Genomic DNA, 15,803 nt, shown 5'->3' on the forward strand with positions numbered 1-15,803 from the left:
CGGTACGAGTCAATGGCCCGCTGAATCCGTCGGAGCCCCGGGCAAGGGGGTCGGCGCTCCCGTGCCGCTGCACGGCACACCGCCTTCCGCGTGCCGGTCGTGGCGGCTGGGATGTCAGCGCCCGCCTCGTCTCCGATCAAGGAAGGGCCGCCCATGAGGGATCACGCCCGCCCGCGCACCGTGCCGCGACCGCTGCCGCCCCCACTTCGCCGCCGCGGCCGGTTCTCCCCCGCCCTGCTGCCCGGCGCGGCCGTCACCGCCGCGCTGACCCTGTTGATCGCGCAGCCTCCCGCCGTCGCGGCCGCCCGGCCCACCGCGGCACCCTCGTGCGCGGACCTGAGCGCCGGTCTGCTGGCCGGGCACCAGGTCCGTTCGGCGACCTCCACCCTCGTCCCGGCGACGGACAAGGTGCCCGCCCACTGCCGGGTCGACCTCGTTCCGGAGCGCGACATCAACGTCCGGGTCACCCTGCCGCTCAGCGGAACCGACGGCGGGACCGGTGGTGACCTGTCCGGCGCCTGGAACGGCCGTGTGCTCAACATCGGAGGCGGCGGCTACGTCGGTTTCGTCCCCGACACCACCTTCGCACTGCAGCGGGGCGAGGTCGGTTCGAGCACCGACACCGGGCACAACACCGCCTGGTGCAACGCGACGAACCCCACGACAGGCGTGGCCAACGCGCAGCCGAACTGCGGTCTCGCGGGCGGCGGCTTCGTGCTCGACCCGGCGGGCAAGCTGCTGACCTCGCAGGTCGAGGACTTCATCGACCGCAGCGAACACGCCCAGACCATCTGGGCGCTCGACCTCGCCAAGACCTATTACGGCACGGCCGCCCGGTGGAACTACTGGGTCGGCGGCTCCACCGGCGGCCGACAGGGCTCGCAGATGGCCCAGCGGCACGGCGGCCTCTACGACGGGTTCCTGCTGGGATACCCGGCGATCAACTGGAACCGCTTCATCGTCGGCGAGGCCTGGCCGGCCGTCGTGGTCAACGAACTCCTGGGCGCCAAGGGGCTGTCACCCGCCAAGAGCGACGCGGCGAACGCCGCCGCCGTCGCCGCGTGCGACGGCCTGGACGGCGTCGAGGACAAGGTCATCGCCGAACCGCGCCGCTGCACCTTCGACGCCTCGAAGGTCAGCGGGCTCACCCCGGCGGAGGCCGAGGCCGTCAACCTGATCTGGGACGGCCCGCGCGACGCCGACGGCAACCGCCTGTGGGGCGGCCTCACCCGCGGCACGTCCTTCTCCGTCCTGTTGCCGGGCGGCAACTCCATGAGCCCGCTGATCGAGACGTACCTGCGCAACTGGCTTGCCCAGGACGCCGGTTACGACTGGCGCGCAGGCCTCACGATGGAGAACTTCCCCAAGACCTTCGAGGCGTCCTACCGCAAGTTCGAGAAGACGGCGTCGACCGACAGCACCGACCTGTCCGACGTCCGCCGCAACAACGGCAAGATCCTGTACTACGTCGGCACCAACGACCCGCTGATCGCCCCGTTCAACTCGTACAACTACCAGCAGCGCCTGTTCGACCGCTACGGCGTCCAGGACACCCGGTCGTTCGTCCGTTCCTTCTACTTCCCCGACGTCGGCCACACCGAGCCCACGCTCACGGGCACCGCGTCCGCCCTGTCCCAGCTTCTGGACGCGTTGCAGGCCTGGACCGAGCACGGCAAGGCGCCGGAGTCCTTCGACCAGAAGGACACGGCCGCCGGGGTCGAACGCACCATCTGCGCCTATCCCGACACGGCCGTGGGCGCCGGCTCCGACGCCCCGTGCAAGACCCGCACCACCGTCCCGGCCGATCTGGCCGCCGCGTCCCGCACCGCCAAGGACCGGCGCTGAGGCGTTGAAGCGGGGCACGTGACGCACGTGCCCCGCTTCGTCCGCGCGGATCTCAGGTCCCCGACACGCGATCCAGGTCCGAGTCGCCTTCGGTGACCCACGCCGGTTCGAGGACGAACAGACGGAACGCGCCCTCGGGCAGATCCACGTCGACGACATGCCGGAAACCGGCGGCCTCCGCGTCCTCGGCGCCCGCCAGGTCGTCCTCCTCGACCGCGTGGACGACGCGCCGGCACTTCGGATCGGAAGAGAGGGCCGTGCGCGCCGCCCGTCGCAGCGACTCGACCGACTTCTCATCACCCCGTTGCGGCCCGCCGATCACGACCTCCACGTCGTGGACACCGACGGGATACGCGTCCCTGAGCCGACCGGCCGAGCACCGCCGGACTCGTACGGCATCCTCCAGGCGGGCACCCTCTCGTGCGGACCCCTCAACACCCTTGCCGGACAAGGTCAGTTCTCCCCGTCTTCCGTGCTCAGTCGGCGTACGACGACCTTGTCGAGCTTCCCCGACGCGTTCCTCGGCACGGCTCCTACGACTTTGAGGCGCCGTGGGAGCTTGTACCGGGCCAGATCGCGGGCCGCGTAGGCGCGGACGGACTCAAGGGTGATGTCCACCGTGCCGTCCACGCTGACCACGGCGGCCACGGTCTCGCCCCACTCCTCGTCGGCCACCCCGACCACCGCCACGTCCACCACGCCCGGCATGGCCGCCAGGACCCGTTCGACCTCGGCGGGGTACACGTTCTCGCCGCCGCTGATGATCATGTCCTTCAGCCGGTCGACGATGTAGAGGTAGCCGTCCTCGTCGAGGAAGCCGATGTCCCCGGAGTGGAACCACCCCTCGGCGTCGAAGGCCGCCCGGTCGGCGTCCGGGTTGCGCCAGTAGCCGGCGGTGACGTTCGGTCCGCGGACGACGATCTCGCCGGAACTCCCGGGAGCAAGCGGTGTGTTGGTGGCCGGGTCGACCACGCGCACCTCGGTGAACGGCATCGGGATCCCGGCCGAGCCGATCTTCTCCATCGTGCGCTCGGCGGGCAGGTGGGTGGCGAAGGGCGCCGTCTCCGTGAGGCCCCAGGCCTGTTGGAGCAGGACGCCCTGTTTGGCGTACAGCTCGATGAGCGAGGGCGGCACCGGGGCGCCCGCGACCACGATCGAGCGCAGACAGCTCAAGTCCCGGTCGAAGACGCCGGGTTCACGGGCCAGGGCGGCGAACATCTGGGCCACGCCGAACATCGAGTTGACCTGGTGCTCGACCACGTCCTCCACGCACGTCCGCGGGTCGAAGCCGCGCCGCACCACCACGGTCCCGCCCCGCACCAGGGTGCGGACCACGAAGGTGTTGAGGCCGCCGATGTGGAAGAGGGGTGCCGCCGCGTAGGTGACGTCACCCCTGCGCGTGTCGAGCCGCAGGTCGACGTTGACGGCGTTCCACCAGAGGTTGCCATGGGTCAGGACGACTCCCTTCGGCAGGCCCGTGGTGCCGGAGGTGAACATCAACAGCGCGGGGTCGTCGGCGTGTTTGACCGCCACATCGGTCAGAGGCCGCGCCGCGTCGATCAGAGCGGACCAGGACTCCCAGCCCGCCGCTCCCGCCGTGGGCACCAGGGGGTCGTCGTCGACGAGGAGCAGGCGGTCGAGCGCGGTGTCGCCGCGGACCCGGTCGGCACTCTCCCGGTGCCCCTCCTCGCACACGAGGGCGACCGCGCCGCTGCCCACCAGGACGGCGGTCAACTCGGGTTCCGCGAGGCGGAAGTTGACCGGTACGAAGACGGCACCGAGCCGGAACGCGGCCAGCATCGTCACCAGGAACGAGCCGCTGTTGAGCCCGAGGTGGGCGACCCGGTCCCCGTCCCCGACGCCGCCTCGGCCCAGTACGGCGGCCAACCGGGCAGCCTTGTCGTCGAGTTGGGCGTACGTCAGGTCACCACCGGCGTACCGGATCACGACGCTGTCGGCGTCGGTGCGCGCGTTCGCGGCCACGGCGGCGGCCGGGTTGAGATTGACGTGCAGACCCGAGTTGGCCGGGTGGGGTGGTGTGCTCACGTGCGGCTCCTCGTCGAGCGGGTCTGGCGGTGGCGGTCGGGCGGTTTCGGCGGGGGCGGTGCTGGTCGGGGTGCCGGGCGTCAGAGGTGGTCGCCGCCGGCGGCGTGCGCGAACCCGCGTACGCCGATGCCGCCGTCGGCCGAGATGGCGTGCCCGGTGATGGGACCGCTCTGCGCGCGGGCGGCGAGCAGGACGTACGGCCCGGTGAAGTCGCGCGGGTCCGTGCTGGAGTCGTGCAGCGGAATGGGCGGCGGCGATCCGTTCGCCGGGCTCCGCTTCGCGAAGGACGCGCCGATCGAGCGGCCGTCGAGGGCGAGGGACTCGGGCCCGCGCAGGTCGGTGTTCATGCCCCCGCAGGCGACGCCGTTGACCCGCACCTTGGGGGCCAACTCGTAGGCCAGCTCCCGCATCAGACCGAGACAGGCGTGCTTGCTCGCGGTGTACAGGGGGCCGCCGCCGTTGACGTAGAAGGAAGCGTTGGACAGCGTCATCACGATGCTGCCGCGCGACTTCACCAGCTCGCGCCAGGCGGCCTCCGCGGCCAGCAGATAGCCCTTGACGTTGATGGAGAAGATCTCGTCGAAGGCGGTGTCGAGTTCCTCGGGGCCGAGCCGGGTCAACTGCCGTTGGTAGTCCCACACTCCGGCGTTGGCAACGAGGGTGTCCAGCCGGCCGAAGCGCTCGACCGTCTCCGCGACGGCGGCGTGCAGGGCGGCGGAGTCACGGACGTCCGCGGTGACGGCGTGGATACGGGAGGGGTCCGCGAAGGAGCGTACGACGTCGTCGAGTTGGTCCTTGTCCCGGCCGAGGACGGTGACCGACGCGCCCTCGGCGAGGAAGCGCTCGGCGACGGCGCGTCCGATGCCCGACCCGCCGCCGGTGACCAGTGCCGTCTGTCCCTCCAGCCAGCCGCCGCTCACGCCGCACGCTCCCTGAGGAAGCCGGTGACCAGTTCCTCGAACTCCCGCTGTCGCTCCAACTGCACCCAGTGGCCGCAGCGTCCGAAGACATGGAGCTGGACGTCACGGATCTGCTTGAGCATGAGCTGGGCGCCGTCGAGGGTGATCGTCCGGTCGTCGCGTCCCCACAGCAGCAGGGTGGGGGCCTTGATCCGGTGCAGGTCACGCCAGAGCGGGTCCATGCCGCCGCGCTGCGCGAACGCGGCGTTGTAGGTGTGGTAGAAGGCGATGTGGCTCTCGTCGAGGGAGGCCTCGTAGCGGGCGCGTACGACCTCTTCGCCGAACTGCCGGTGGTCGTAGACCATGGCGCGGATGAACGCGGCCATCTTCTTCTCGCTCGGGCCGCCGCCGTTGTAGTAGCGGAACATCTCCTTCTGTCCCTCGGTGGGCGTGGGCCCGAAGGGCAGCCAGCCGCCGCCGGGGGCCATCAGCACCAGGCGGCTCACCCGCTCGGGGTGTTGCTGTGCCAGGGCGATGGCCGCCGCGCCGCCGAGGCTGTTGCCCAGCAGGTGGAAGGTGTCGATGCCGAGGGCGTCCAGCGTCTGCGCCAGCGCGTCGACCGTGATCTCGGTGATCGACCGCTTCTCCAGGTCGTCCCCGGTCGGCCGGTAACTGCCCCCGAAACCGGGCTGATCGGGCAGGACGACGCGGAAGTGCGGGGCCAACGCGGCGAGGTTCTGGTGGTAGTTGCTGACACCGGAGGCACCGGGACCGCCGCCGTGCAGCATCACCAGCACGGGGCCCTCGCCCGTCTCGGCCACGGCGATCTCACCGAGCGAGGTGGGCACTTGACGGTGTTCGAGTTCGAGGTCGGTCACGACGATTCCTCATCAGGAGAGTTCAGAAGAACGTGGAGATGTTCTTCGACAGCAGGACGTTCTGGTCCAGGAGGACGGTCCGGCGGGCCACCTGCAGACCGCCGTCCGGGGCCCGCCGAAGGACGTCCGTGCGGCTGCCGGCGAACACGTTCTCCTCCCGCTCCAGCCGGTTGCGGTAGACCAGGAACGCCGAGCGCACCCACAGGTCGTTCTCGGTGAACTCCTCGTGTTCCGCGGGGTCGACGTGCCGGGCCATCACATTGGTCACCAGGTGGCGGGTGCGTGAGGGCGGGTCCTCGGCCCAGGCCATGCCGGAGTCGAACCGGCGGATCCGCCAGGCCAGACTGTCCTTGCTCTCGTCGAAGAACGCCGCCTCGCCGCGGGCCGCCACGGACAGCGCCTGCTGGCGCCGCAGTCGGTTGGTGCGGGTCGGCATCCAGTAGTCCAGGTCGTCCGCGAGCAGGTCGAGCCAGTCGGCGTAGCGGCCTGCGTCGAGGAGGTCGGCCTCCTGGTAGTAGAACTGCTCGACCTCGAAGTGCGTGTCGCGGTCGGCGCGCGTTCCCGCGCGGGAGGCGCTCTGCTCGGTGGTGGCTGTGCTCACGGTCGCATTCGATCCCTTCTCCGTGCGGCGTCGGTACGGTGTGTGCCGTCAGGCGGTACGTCAACCGCGCAGCAGCGCACGGATGTTGACGGTGGGGTCGGCCAGCCGCGCGGGCTCCACCGGGATCCGCCGGTCGATCATGCGGCGGGCCGCGCGTACCGCCGTCGGGTCGTCGACGCCGGCCGCCGCGACGACGTGGCCGTCTCTCAGCCCGAAGACCGAGAAGGACCGGTCGTCGAAGGACCCGCGTACGACGGTCAGTTCGGCGTGTTCCATGTGTCCGACGGCCTCGACGTGCCGCCCGTGGCGGTCGGTCCAGAACCAGGGGGCGGTCGCCTCGGGCGGCGGGGTGCCGAGCAGGCCGGCCGCCGCGCGCTCGCCGTCGTGCCGGGCCGCCTCCCAGTGCTCCGTGCGCGCCAGGAGCACGCCGTCGCGTCGGGTCCGGGCCGAGTCGCCGACGGCGAGCACGGCCGGGTGCGAGGTGACATGGCGTTCGTCCACGACGATGCCGCGGTCGACCTCAAGTCCCGTCGCCTGGGCGAGTTCGACCCGCGGCACCATCCCGACGCCGAGCAGCACCGCGTCGAAGGTCCGCGGGGCCGGGGCTCCGGAGAGCCACGCCTCGATGCCGTCGGCCCGCTCGGTGAACCGCTCGACGGCGGCGGCCTCGACCGTGATGCCGTGCCGTGTGTGCAACGCGTGCAGCCAGTCGGCGAGTTGGGGCCCGAGCGCCGCCGCGAGCGGCACGGCCACCGGGTCGACCAGGTGAACCTCGCAGCCGGACCGTACGGCGGTCGACGCGACCTCCGCCCCAATCAGTCCCGCGCCGACCACGAGCAGCCGGGCGCCCGGCACGAGGCACGGCCGCAGCCGGTCCGCGTCCTCGGCGCTGCGCAGCACATGGATCCGCGCGCTGTCGATGCCGGGGATCGGCGGCCGGGCCGCGCCACCGCCGGTCGCCAGGACCACGCGGTCGGCGGGCAGCAGATGACCGTCCATCAGCTCGACGGCACCCTCTCGCCGGCGCAGCCCCATGACCACGCTGCGGTTCACCAGCCGGATCCGCTGGTCGTCGTACCACTGCGCCGGTTGGAGGGCGATCTGCTTGACGTCCTTCTCCCCGGCCAGGAACTCCTTCGACAACGGCGGCCGGTCGTACGGGAGTTCCTCGGCGTCCACCAGGGTGAGGTCGCCGTCGAAGCCGCCGGCGCGCAGTGCCGCCGCCGTGCTCACCCCGGCGACACCGCCGCCCACGATCACCACCCGGTCGGTCACGGTGTCTCGCCGGGGAAGAGGTAGATCTCGCCGTCCCGTACCTCGACGCGGTGCGGGCAGGCGTTCCGCGTCGCGGGCAGGCCCTGGACCTCGCCGTTCTTCAGGCAGAACCTGCTGGAGTGCAGGGGGCATTCGACGTAGCCGTCCTCGACCCAGCCGTCGGCGAGGGAGGCGTCCTCGTGGGTGCAGGTGTCGTCGAGCGCGTACACGCTGTCGTCGGTGTCGCGCAGCAGGGCGATGTCGTCGGTCGTGCCCGTGAGCGTCTTGTCGACGGCGAGGCCCTCGCCCCGCGGGATGTCCGCGAGGGCCGCGACGCGGATGCCTTCACTCATGACTGCTGCTCCTCGTGCGGGTCGGCGTGCGAACTCTCGTGCCAGGCAGGGGTGTTCATGAGTTCGCGCCAGCGGCCGTAGAAGGCCCGGCCCGCCGCGTCGCTGTACAGCTCGCTGGTCCGGCCGGGGTAGCGGCCGTCCTCGCGCTCCGAGCCCATGCCCATCTGGTAGTTGAGCGGCACGCCGTTGGTGATGAAGCCGTGCGAGACGGCCTGCACCTCGCTCCAGTTCTCGCCGTCGTCCTGCTCGAAGATGCCGCTGGGTCCGAACGTGCGCAGGTTGTACAGGCGTTGGGCCTCGCGCACCTCGTCCGGCATCGACTTGTCCACGACGGTCCAGGCCCACACCTCCATGCGGTCCGGGCCCTTGGGGTGCCAGACCCGGATGGAGCCGTTGACGGGCAGGTAGGAGAAGTTGGGGAAGACGGTGGCGTGTCCGTTGGTCAACGGCCCCTCCACCCGCGCGTCACCGAGCCGCTCGCGCAGCGCGAAGTAGTCGGTCCACCGGTGCACGGTCTGCGCGTCGAAGCGGTTCTTCGGATGGACGGGGAAGCCGGCGCCGTGCCCGTTCGGGCTCACGTACTGGCGACCCGTGCGGTGCACGACCTCCTCGTTGGGCTTCTTGCCGTTCGGCGAGAGCAGCATCAGAGCCGAGGCGTGGCTCATGTTGACGTGGTACCAGTCGGTGGCGAACTGCTCGGCCGCCAGCTTCCAGTTGCCCTCCAGCACCCACTTGTGGACCCCGCCGACCACGACGGTCCCCTCGTCGTCGTGGTCGAGCATCGCGTCCATGTACCAGGCCATGTCGCCGAGGGCCTCGCGCAGCGACGACGGCCGCGGGTTCCAGGTGCCGAAGACCAGCCCGTGGTACGTCTCCACGTGCGGCACCTCGACCAGGCCCCACTCCCCCGACGCGAAGGAGGCCGGATAGCCGTCCTTGTTGGGCACGCTCACCAGCGAGCCGTCCAGGTTGTAGGACCAACCGTGGTACGTGCAGGTGAAGTTGCGGGTCGTGCCGAAGTCGGCGCGGCAGACACGGGCCCCGCGGTGCCGGCAGGAGTTGAGATAGGCGCGGATCCGCCGGTCCCGGTCGAGCGTCACGATGACCGGGTCCTCGCCCATGTACGTGGTGAAGAAGTCGCCCGGCTTGTGGAACTGGTCGGTGTGCGCGAGGAACAGCCAGCTCGGCGCGAACACGCGCCGCAGCTCCTGCCGGTACAGCTGCCGATCGGTGAAGATCACCCGGTCCAGCAGCCCGCCCTCGGTGTCCACGAGCCCGGCGACATCGAGGTTCCGCGCCAGCTCCGCCGGGCGGTTCAGGGCCCCGCGCGGGGCCACTGTGGCCGCGCCCCGGGGTTCGATCGTCGAGGTCATGCGGCCCAGGCAACAGCACAGGTCGCGGGGCTTCCATCCGTCGTTCCGTACGACGGCACACGCGCTGTCGGCGGCCCCCGGGCCCGGCCGAGTGTGAGCGCATGCTTGCTGCAACCGCCGTCTCCCAGAGCGCGGCCGATCCGCTGTCCGGGCTCGTCCTGGGGGACGTCCCCCGGCCCGATCCCCGGCCCGGCTGGTCGCGGGTCCGCGTGGTCGCGTCCTCCCTGAACATGCACGACCTGTGGACCCTGCGCGGGGTCGGCCACCCGCCCGAGCGGCTCCCGGTCGTCCTCGGCTGCGACGCGGCCGGCGTCGACGAGGACGGCAACGAGGTACTGGTCCACCCGGTCATCGCCGACCCGGACGCGGGCGGAGGCGACGAGACCCTCGATCCGGGCCGCGCCCTGCTGTCGGAACGGCACGACGGGGCCTTCGCCGAGTACCTCACCGTGCCGACCCGCAATCTGATCCCCAAGCCGGGCTGGCTCTCCTTCGACGAGGCGGCCTGTCTGCCCGTCGCCTGGGGCACCGCCTACCGGATGCTGTTCACGCAGGCGCGGCTCTCCGCGGGTGACCGGGTCCTCGTCCAGGGGGCGGGCGGCGGTGTCGCCTCGGCCGCGATCAAGCTGGCCGTGGCCGCGGGCGCCGTCGTCTACGCGACCAGTCGCAGCGCGGACAAGCGGGCCCAGGCGGTGAGTTGGGGCGCACGTGCGGCCCTGCCGACCGGCGAGCGGCTGCCCGAGCGGGTCGACGTGGTCGTCGAGACGGTCGGCGAGGCCACCTGGTCGCACTCCCTCAAGTCCCTGCGCCCCGGCGGCACCCTCGTGATCGCGGGCGCGACCAGCGGCACCAACCCGCCCGCCGACCTGGGCCGCATCTTCTACCTCCAGCAGCGCGTCCTCGGCTCGACAGGCTGCACCCGCGCCGAACTCGCCGCGCTGCTCGGCCTGTTGGACGCCACCGGAGTACGCCCGGTGATCGACCGCACGCTCCCCCTCGACGAGATCCACAAGGGCTTCCAGCTCATGATCGACGGACGGCTCACCGGAAAGCTCGTCGTCCACCCGTCCGACCCGCACACCCCAGGAGCACGACGATGACAGCGGCGGCCGTCGGCCTGTCCCACTCGCCTCTGATCGGCAAGAACGATCCCGAGCCGGACGTACTGTCGTCCGTCGCGAAAGCCGTCGACACCGCGCGCGCCTTCGTGCGCGACTTCGACCCGGAGCTGGTCGTGCTGTACGCGCCGGACCACTACAACGGCTTCTTCTACAAGGAGATGCCGCCGTTCTGCCTGGCCACCGAGGCGATCGCCGTCGGCGACTTCGGGTCGGCGGCGGGCCCCCTGTCGGTGGACACGGAATCGGCCCGCACCCTCGCGCGCGGTGCGCTGGAGCGCGGGATCGACCTGACCGTCTCCGCCCGTATGACGGTCGACCACGGTTTCGTGCAGCCCCTGGAGGTCCTCTTCGGAGGCATCGACCGGGTCCCGGTCGTGCCGGTCTTCGTCAACGGGGTCGCCACCCCGCTGGGTCCGGTCGCCCGCGTCCGCGCGCTGGGCACAGCGCTCGGCGAGGCGGCCGCCGCACTCGACCGGCGAGTCCTCTTCCTCGGCTCCGGCGGGCTCTCGCACGACCCACCCGTGCCCGTCCTCGAAGGCGCCCCGCCCCGCGTGACCGACGCGCTCATCGAAGGACACCCGCCGACCCCGGAACAACGGGCCAGGGGCGAGCAGCGCGTCGTCCAGGCCGGGCGGGACTACGCGGCCGGCTCGACCTCGATGATCCCGATCAACCCCGCCTGGGACAACCTCGTCCTCGACACCCTGGAGAGCGGCCGCCTCACCGAGGTGGACTGGTGGAGCGTGGACTGGATGGGCGCCGAGGGCGGCGGCTCGGCCCACGAAGTACGCACCTGGATAGCGGCGTTCGCCTCCCTGGCCGCCACCGGCCCGTACCGCATGACCTCCCGCTTCTACGCGCCGATCCCCGAGTGGATCGCGGGGTTCGCGGTGGCGACGGCGGAGCAAGCGCCGAGGCGATGAGGCGGTACGGCCGCTAGGGCTGCGGGAACACCAGGGGCACGCCGTACCGCTTCTCGGCGGCGCGCAGGGCCGGGACCAGGGTGGTGCGCAACGCGCGGACGGCGTCGGCGTGTTCGGGGTCCGCGAGGAAGCGGGTGCGCAGCGTGGCGCGGGCGGGTTCGCGGACCGCCTCGACCGGACGCATACAGGCGGCGTACGCCTGACCCAACTCCCTTTCCCGCGCGGGAAGTTCGCTCGCGTCGGCGGACTGCATCAGCCGGTCGGCGAGGGCGAAGTAGGCCTGCTCGTCGCGGGCTTCGATGCCGTATCGCGTGAAGCAGTCCGGCAGGGTGCGCAGGGCGCGGAGGGTGGCGGGGTCGCGGCGCAGCGAGGTGATCGTGCCGAACCACTCCCCCTGCACGTCGACGTAACGGTCGCGCAGGGTCTCGGCCGCCGCCGTGCCCCGGGCGAGGCAGGCGCGTACCTCGGCCGTGGTTCCGGTCCGGGCCGGGGCGGGGCTCGCCGACGGCGCGGGCACGGTGGCGCTCTCGCTGGTGCCGTGGCGGGCGATGAAGTCCAGGTCGGGGAGTTCGGAGAAGCGGATGAAGGCGACGGGGGCCGAGGCGGGCAGGGTGAAGCCGTGCTCGTCGGCACAGGAGGCCGCCGCGGCCTGCTGCACCTGCTGGGTGAACACGTCCAGCCCCTGTGTCCAGCGGGACTCCGCGCCGGTCGCGGGCAGGACCATGCGCACGAGATCGGCCGGCAGGGCGTCGCTCAGGCGAGCCGGCGTCACGGTGGCCGCACGGGGCCCGGAGACGGGCCGTTCTGCCGGGGCGGCCGTGCAGGCGGTGGCGACGGCCGTGGTGAGCAGGACGAGGATGAGGGCTGTGAGTGCGCGGCGGGGCATCCGGGACATGGGGATCGTGGGTCCTGCCTGCGGGAGGGCGGTGCCGTGGTCCGCTCGGGGCCACGGCACCCCTGGGACCGGAACGGGTTCAGTGCGTGATCTCGACGTAGTCGCCTTGGTTGTTGTAACTGACCACCGTGAACTTCACGTTGTCGTTCACATTGGTGCACAGAACCTTTTTGTCGGGGGCGTAGCTGCCGTCCTCGGCCCATATGTAACCCGCGCTGCAGGTCTTCCAGGAGCTGGTGGAGGTGTAGTAGAGACGGCCGGCGTAGGAGTCGCTGTCGGAGGGCAGGTCGCCCGAATAGACCAGATTCACCGCTTCGGTCAGGTTGAGGTCGCTGCAACTACTGGTCGCCGACTTCTTCGCCGTGCTGCCCACGCCGCCGCGGGGTCCGGTCGTCATCGCCGTGGTCACACACGCTTGTGCCGCCGCGGACGCGGTGGGCGCGAGCACCAGACAGCCTGCTGCGGTGACGAGCGCGAGCACGCCCGCGGTCATGGCTTTCGTCACGATTCCCCCAAGGTCGGGTCGGAGTGGATCAGTCACCCGAACGCTCGCAGAGCACACTCCCCACGGGCCATGTCCTTCGACGGTGGTCTAAAGTCCCTTGTCCCTCGGTGGAATTCGCCCCTCCGGCACATCGCGTGAAGCCGGCCTGAGCAGCGCGGCACCGAGCGGCGTGAGGGTGTGCAGCACCGTGTTGTGGTGGCGATGGCTGAAGATCAGGCCGGCGTCGCGCAGCACGGTGGTGTGGTGGGAGGCGGTGGCCATGGACACGCCCAGGGATCCGGCCAGTTCGGACGTGGTCGCGCCCGGCGCGAGGGACCGCAGCACGGCCGCGCGGGTACGGCCGAGCAGCGCGGCGAGGGAGGCGTCGGCGGGGCGTTCGGGGGCGGGGGCGCGGAGGCCGTGCACGGGGTAGACCAGCAGCGGCTGGAGGGTGTCGTCGGCCATCGAGACCGGCGACTGCCAGCAGAAGTAGGACGGGACCAGACGCAGTCCGCGGCCCGCCAGGTACAGGTCCCGGTCCTCGACGTAGTCGACGTACAGGACCGGCGGGTGCCAGCGGACGGCGGGTGACAGACCGGCGAGCAGCCCATCGAGCCCGCCCGCGAGGACGTCCCTGCCGCGCAGGGCGCGCTCCGCGTCGACGGTGGCGAGGATGCGGTTCTCGTGGGGCGCGATGACCGCTTCGTGGTACGCGCGCAGGAGTCCGGCCAGGTCTTCCCGGGCCGCGCGTTCCAGCAGCCGGGGCGCCCAGTCGGGGGCGCCGCTGAACCGGTCCAGCATCTGTATCTCGTGGGCGACCCGCTCCGGCGGAGTGTCGACGATCGCGGCGAGCCCCCGGTCCAGGCCGTCGGCGGCTTCGTGCGGGGTGAGGAAGTCGGGCAGGTAGCGGGCCCGGGGCAGCACAGGGACCAGGAGCCGGCGTACGGCCGCGCCGAGTTGGGTGCCGGCGAGGGTGGCCCGGGTCTCGCGGTACCAGTCGGCGTACGCCCAGCGGCCTCGCGTGGTCTGCAGCCGGTGCAGGCTGCAGGCGATCTCCCAGAGCGGGTCCGGGGCGGCGGCCACCCGGACGCGGGTCAAGTCCTGCGGCGTGAAGTGAATGCGCAGCAAGAGAACCGCCCCAAGTCGAGTGGTCACCTCGCCCTGGGAGCGGCCAGGGGCACACCGCACCCGGGGACACCACGGGAACCGGCCTCCGGGACAGCGCTTCGCGGGCGCCCCGTGGCCTACGCGAACAGGATCGGACGCATCCTCTCAGCACCCGACACACTTCGGCACTCGACGGCCAACTTCGTTGCCGGGCACCTCACTTCGAAACCTGACACCCAACGTCAGCACCCGGCACATCACTTCGGCGGCCCACACCCAACTTCATTGCTCGGCGCACCACTTCGGAGCCCCGCACCCAACTCCAGCGCCCAGCACTCCATTCCGGCACCCGACCCCTGACTCCAGCGCCCAGCACGCCATTCCGGCACCCGACCCCAACTCCAGCGCCCAGCACCCCACTTCGACACCCGTCACTCCTCCTCGTACGCCACCGATCGCGCCACCCGCATCCGCCGTGCGTGCCTCGTCCAGGCCCGGGACGCCTCCGCGGCCACTCGGCGGGCCTGGGCGCTCAGGCGTTCCACGTCGGTCTGGCCGCGGCGGCCGGCGACCGACAGGGCGGCCACCGCGCGGCCGCCCGGTCCCACGACCGGGGCCGCGACGCAGACCAGGCCGGGCTGGTACTCCTCGTGATCGAAGGCGACGCCGGTACGCCGGATGCTCGCCAGTTCGTCGGCTAGGGCCGCCGCGTCGGCGACGGTGTGTTCGGTGAACCGCTCCAGCGGGCGGGACAGCGCCTCCTCGGCGCCGCCGGAGTCGTAGGCGAGCAGGACCTTGCCCACCGCCGTGGCGTGGGCCGGCAGCCGGCCGCCGATGCGGGACGGGACGGGGGCGGGGCGGTGGCCGTACAGCTTGGCCAGGTAGACGGCGTGGACGTCGTGCAGCACGGCCACGTGGACCGTCTCCCGGGTCGCCTCGTACAGGTCGGCGAGGAAGGGCAGGAGCACGTCGCGCACGCCCTCCGCGCCGGGGCCGTAGACGGACCGGCCGAGGTGGTGCAGACGCTCGCCGAGGCGGTACTCCGTGCCGGTGCGCTCCACGACGCCGTTGCGCTCCAGCATGCCCAGCACCCGGAACGCGGTCGACTTGCTCAGCCCCGCCCGCCGCGCCAGCTCGCTGACGCCCACCCCGCCACCGGTCCGGTCCTCCAGGGCGAGGAGGAGGCAGAAGGCCTTGTCCACGGCGGCACGGTCGTCGCGGGTGGACCCGGGTCCGGGTCCGGAGAGAGTGGCGGTCATGGGGGTCACCTCAACATCGAGGGGCGAGCGGGTGTCACTTTCAATACACCGCTCGGAAATCTTTACGTGACAAGGATGCGCAGCGGCCGGTCGTTCGTCAACAATGACGGGATGCACATTAAAAGTGACGGCAACCCCGGTGAGAACGAGCTCGTGGCCCGCAACGTGCGCCGCTTCCGGCTGGAGCGGGCCATGTCCCTGGGTGAACTGGCCCGCCGCTCCGGCCTGTCGAAGCAGACGCTGTCCAAGATCGAGCACGGCGAGGGGAACCCCACCGTCGAGACCCTCGCCCTCCTCGGCGCCGCCCTCGACATGCCCGCCCGGCGGCTGCTCACCGAGTGGGGCACCCCGGTCTACGTCCAGCGGCACGACGAGGTCGAGTGGACCGACGCCCCCAACTGGACCGAACGCCTGCTGGACGAGACGTACGGCTCCGGCTACGTCCGCACCCTGATGCTCCGGCTGGAGCGCGGCGGCGGGCGGGACGAGACCATCCCCGGGCACGCCGCGGGCACCCTGCACCACATCTACGTGATCACCGGCAAGCTGCGCACGGGCCCCCTGAACGAGCCGGTGGAGCTGTCGGCCGGCGACTTCGCACGCTTCCCGGGGGACGTGCCGCACATCCACGTCTGCCTCAGCGAGCGGGTGACGGCGCACATGGTGACGACCATTCCTCAGGTGCGTCAGTTCGGTCCCACCGTCACCCACGGGGGTGTGGGCCGCGGAACGACGAGCGGCCCGGGCCGATGACCCCGTCTGTCG

16 protein-coding genes are annotated in these 15,803 nt (G+C 71.7%); 4 read left to right on the plus strand and 12 right to left on the minus strand.

What is annotated here, in order from left to right; all coding sequences use genetic code 11:
• Positions 1 to 153 precede the first annotated feature (153 nt).
• Positions 154 to 1,845, plus strand: coding sequence for a tannase/feruloyl esterase family alpha/beta hydrolase (locus ACWDR3_RS21555; protein ID WP_450354124.1), 1,692 nt, complete (start codon positions 154 to 156; stop codon positions 1,843 to 1,845).
• Positions 1,846 to 1,897: 52 nt separating this feature from the next.
• Here the strand turns inward: ACWDR3_RS21555 and ACWDR3_RS21560 are convergent, their stop codons facing one another.
• From ACWDR3_RS21560 to ACWDR3_RS21595, 8 genes are all read right to left on the minus strand, one after another.
• Positions 1,898 to 2,296, minus strand: coding sequence for a hypothetical protein (locus ACWDR3_RS21560; RefSeq protein ID WP_450354125.1), 399 nt, complete (start codon positions 2,294 to 2,296; stop codon positions 1,898 to 1,900).
• A 2-nt stretch (positions 2,297 to 2,298) separates the two neighbouring features.
• On the minus strand, positions 2,299 to 3,891 hold the full coding sequence (locus ACWDR3_RS21565) for an AMP-binding protein (RefSeq protein WP_450354126.1): 1,593 nt from the start codon (positions 3,889 to 3,891) through the stop codon (positions 2,299 to 2,301).
• Between the two features lie 80 nt (positions 3,892 to 3,971).
• The gene (hcaB, locus tag ACWDR3_RS21570) at positions 3,972 to 4,811 is read right to left on the minus strand and encodes a 3-(cis-5,6-dihydroxycyclohexa-1,3-dien-1-yl)propanoate dehydrogenase (RefSeq protein WP_450354127.1); all 840 of its coding nucleotides are present in this window, start codon (positions 4,809 to 4,811) and stop codon (positions 3,972 to 3,974) included.
• Positions 4,808 to 5,668, minus strand: a complete 861-nt coding sequence (locus ACWDR3_RS21575; protein WP_450354128.1) for an alpha/beta fold hydrolase — start codon at positions 5,666 to 5,668, stop codon at positions 4,808 to 4,810. Before ACWDR3_RS21575 ends, hcaB begins: the two co-directional genes overlap by 4 nt.
• 22 nt (positions 5,669 to 5,690) lie before the next feature.
• Positions 5,691 to 6,269: a 3-phenylpropionate/cinnamic acid dioxygenase subunit beta gene (locus ACWDR3_RS21580; RefSeq protein ID WP_450354129.1), complete on the minus strand. Its 579-nt coding sequence runs from the start codon at positions 6,267 to 6,269 to the stop codon at positions 5,691 to 5,693.
• 60 nt (positions 6,270 to 6,329) lie between these two features.
• The gene (locus ACWDR3_RS21585; protein ID WP_450354130.1) at positions 6,330 to 7,544 is read right to left on the minus strand and encodes an NAD(P)/FAD-dependent oxidoreductase; all 1,215 of its coding nucleotides are present in this window, start codon (positions 7,542 to 7,544) and stop codon (positions 6,330 to 6,332) included.
• Positions 7,541 to 7,876, minus strand: coding sequence for a non-heme iron oxygenase ferredoxin subunit (locus ACWDR3_RS21590; protein ID WP_450354131.1), 336 nt, complete (start codon positions 7,874 to 7,876; stop codon positions 7,541 to 7,543). Before ACWDR3_RS21590 ends, ACWDR3_RS21585 begins: the two co-directional genes overlap by 4 nt.
• Positions 7,873 to 9,249, minus strand: a complete 1,377-nt coding sequence (locus tag ACWDR3_RS21595; protein ID WP_450354132.1) for an aromatic ring-hydroxylating dioxygenase subunit alpha — start codon at positions 9,247 to 9,249, stop codon at positions 7,873 to 7,875. Before ACWDR3_RS21595 ends, ACWDR3_RS21590 begins: the two co-directional genes overlap by 4 nt.
• A 101-nt stretch (positions 9,250 to 9,350) precedes the next feature.
• Here ACWDR3_RS21595 and ACWDR3_RS21600 point away from each other — a divergent pair, with 101 nt between their 5' ends.
• Together ACWDR3_RS21600 and ACWDR3_RS21605 are read left to right on the plus strand one after the other, a co-directional pair.
• The gene (locus ACWDR3_RS21600; protein WP_450354133.1) at positions 9,351 to 10,349 is read left to right on the plus strand and encodes a zinc-binding dehydrogenase; all 999 of its coding nucleotides are present in this window, start codon (positions 9,351 to 9,353) and stop codon (positions 10,347 to 10,349) included.
• The gene (locus tag ACWDR3_RS21605; RefSeq protein WP_450354134.1) at positions 10,346 to 11,293 is read left to right on the plus strand and encodes a 3-carboxyethylcatechol 2,3-dioxygenase; all 948 of its coding nucleotides are present in this window, start codon (positions 10,346 to 10,348) and stop codon (positions 11,291 to 11,293) included. The genes ACWDR3_RS21600 and ACWDR3_RS21605 overlap by 4 nt, the downstream gene beginning before the upstream one ends.
• 13 nt (positions 11,294 to 11,306) lie before the next feature.
• Here ACWDR3_RS21605 and ACWDR3_RS21610 read toward each other — a convergent pair whose 3' ends face one another.
• The 4 genes from ACWDR3_RS21610 to ACWDR3_RS21625 form a co-directional block, all read right to left on the minus strand.
• Positions 11,307 to 12,188, minus strand: coding sequence for a hypothetical protein (locus tag ACWDR3_RS21610; RefSeq protein WP_450354135.1), 882 nt, complete (start codon positions 12,186 to 12,188; stop codon positions 11,307 to 11,309).
• 79 nt (positions 12,189 to 12,267) lie between these two features.
• Positions 12,268 to 12,693 carry a hypothetical protein gene (locus ACWDR3_RS21615; RefSeq protein WP_450354136.1) on the minus strand — a complete coding sequence of 142 codons (426 nt, stop codon included), beginning with the start codon at positions 12,691 to 12,693 and terminating at the stop codon, positions 12,268 to 12,270.
• Positions 12,694 to 12,780: 87 nt separating this feature from the next.
• Positions 12,781 to 13,800, minus strand: a complete 1,020-nt coding sequence (locus tag ACWDR3_RS21620) for an ArsR/SmtB family transcription factor (RefSeq protein ID WP_450354137.1) — start codon at positions 13,798 to 13,800, stop codon at positions 12,781 to 12,783.
• 410 nt (positions 13,801 to 14,210) lie between these two features.
• The gene (locus ACWDR3_RS21625; RefSeq protein WP_450354138.1) at positions 14,211 to 15,038 is read right to left on the minus strand and encodes an IclR family transcriptional regulator; all 828 of its coding nucleotides are present in this window, start codon (positions 15,036 to 15,038) and stop codon (positions 14,211 to 14,213) included.
• 111 nt (positions 15,039 to 15,149) lie between these two features.
• Between ACWDR3_RS21625 and ACWDR3_RS21630 the strand changes: the two genes are divergently transcribed.
• The gene (locus ACWDR3_RS21630) at positions 15,150 to 15,791 is read left to right on the plus strand and encodes a helix-turn-helix domain-containing protein (RefSeq protein ID WP_450354139.1); all 642 of its coding nucleotides are present in this window, start codon (positions 15,150 to 15,152) and stop codon (positions 15,789 to 15,791) included.
• Positions 15,792 to 15,803 lie beyond the last annotated feature (12 nt).

The sequence above is a fragment of the Streptomyces sp. NPDC001002 genome, assembly GCF_053599215.1.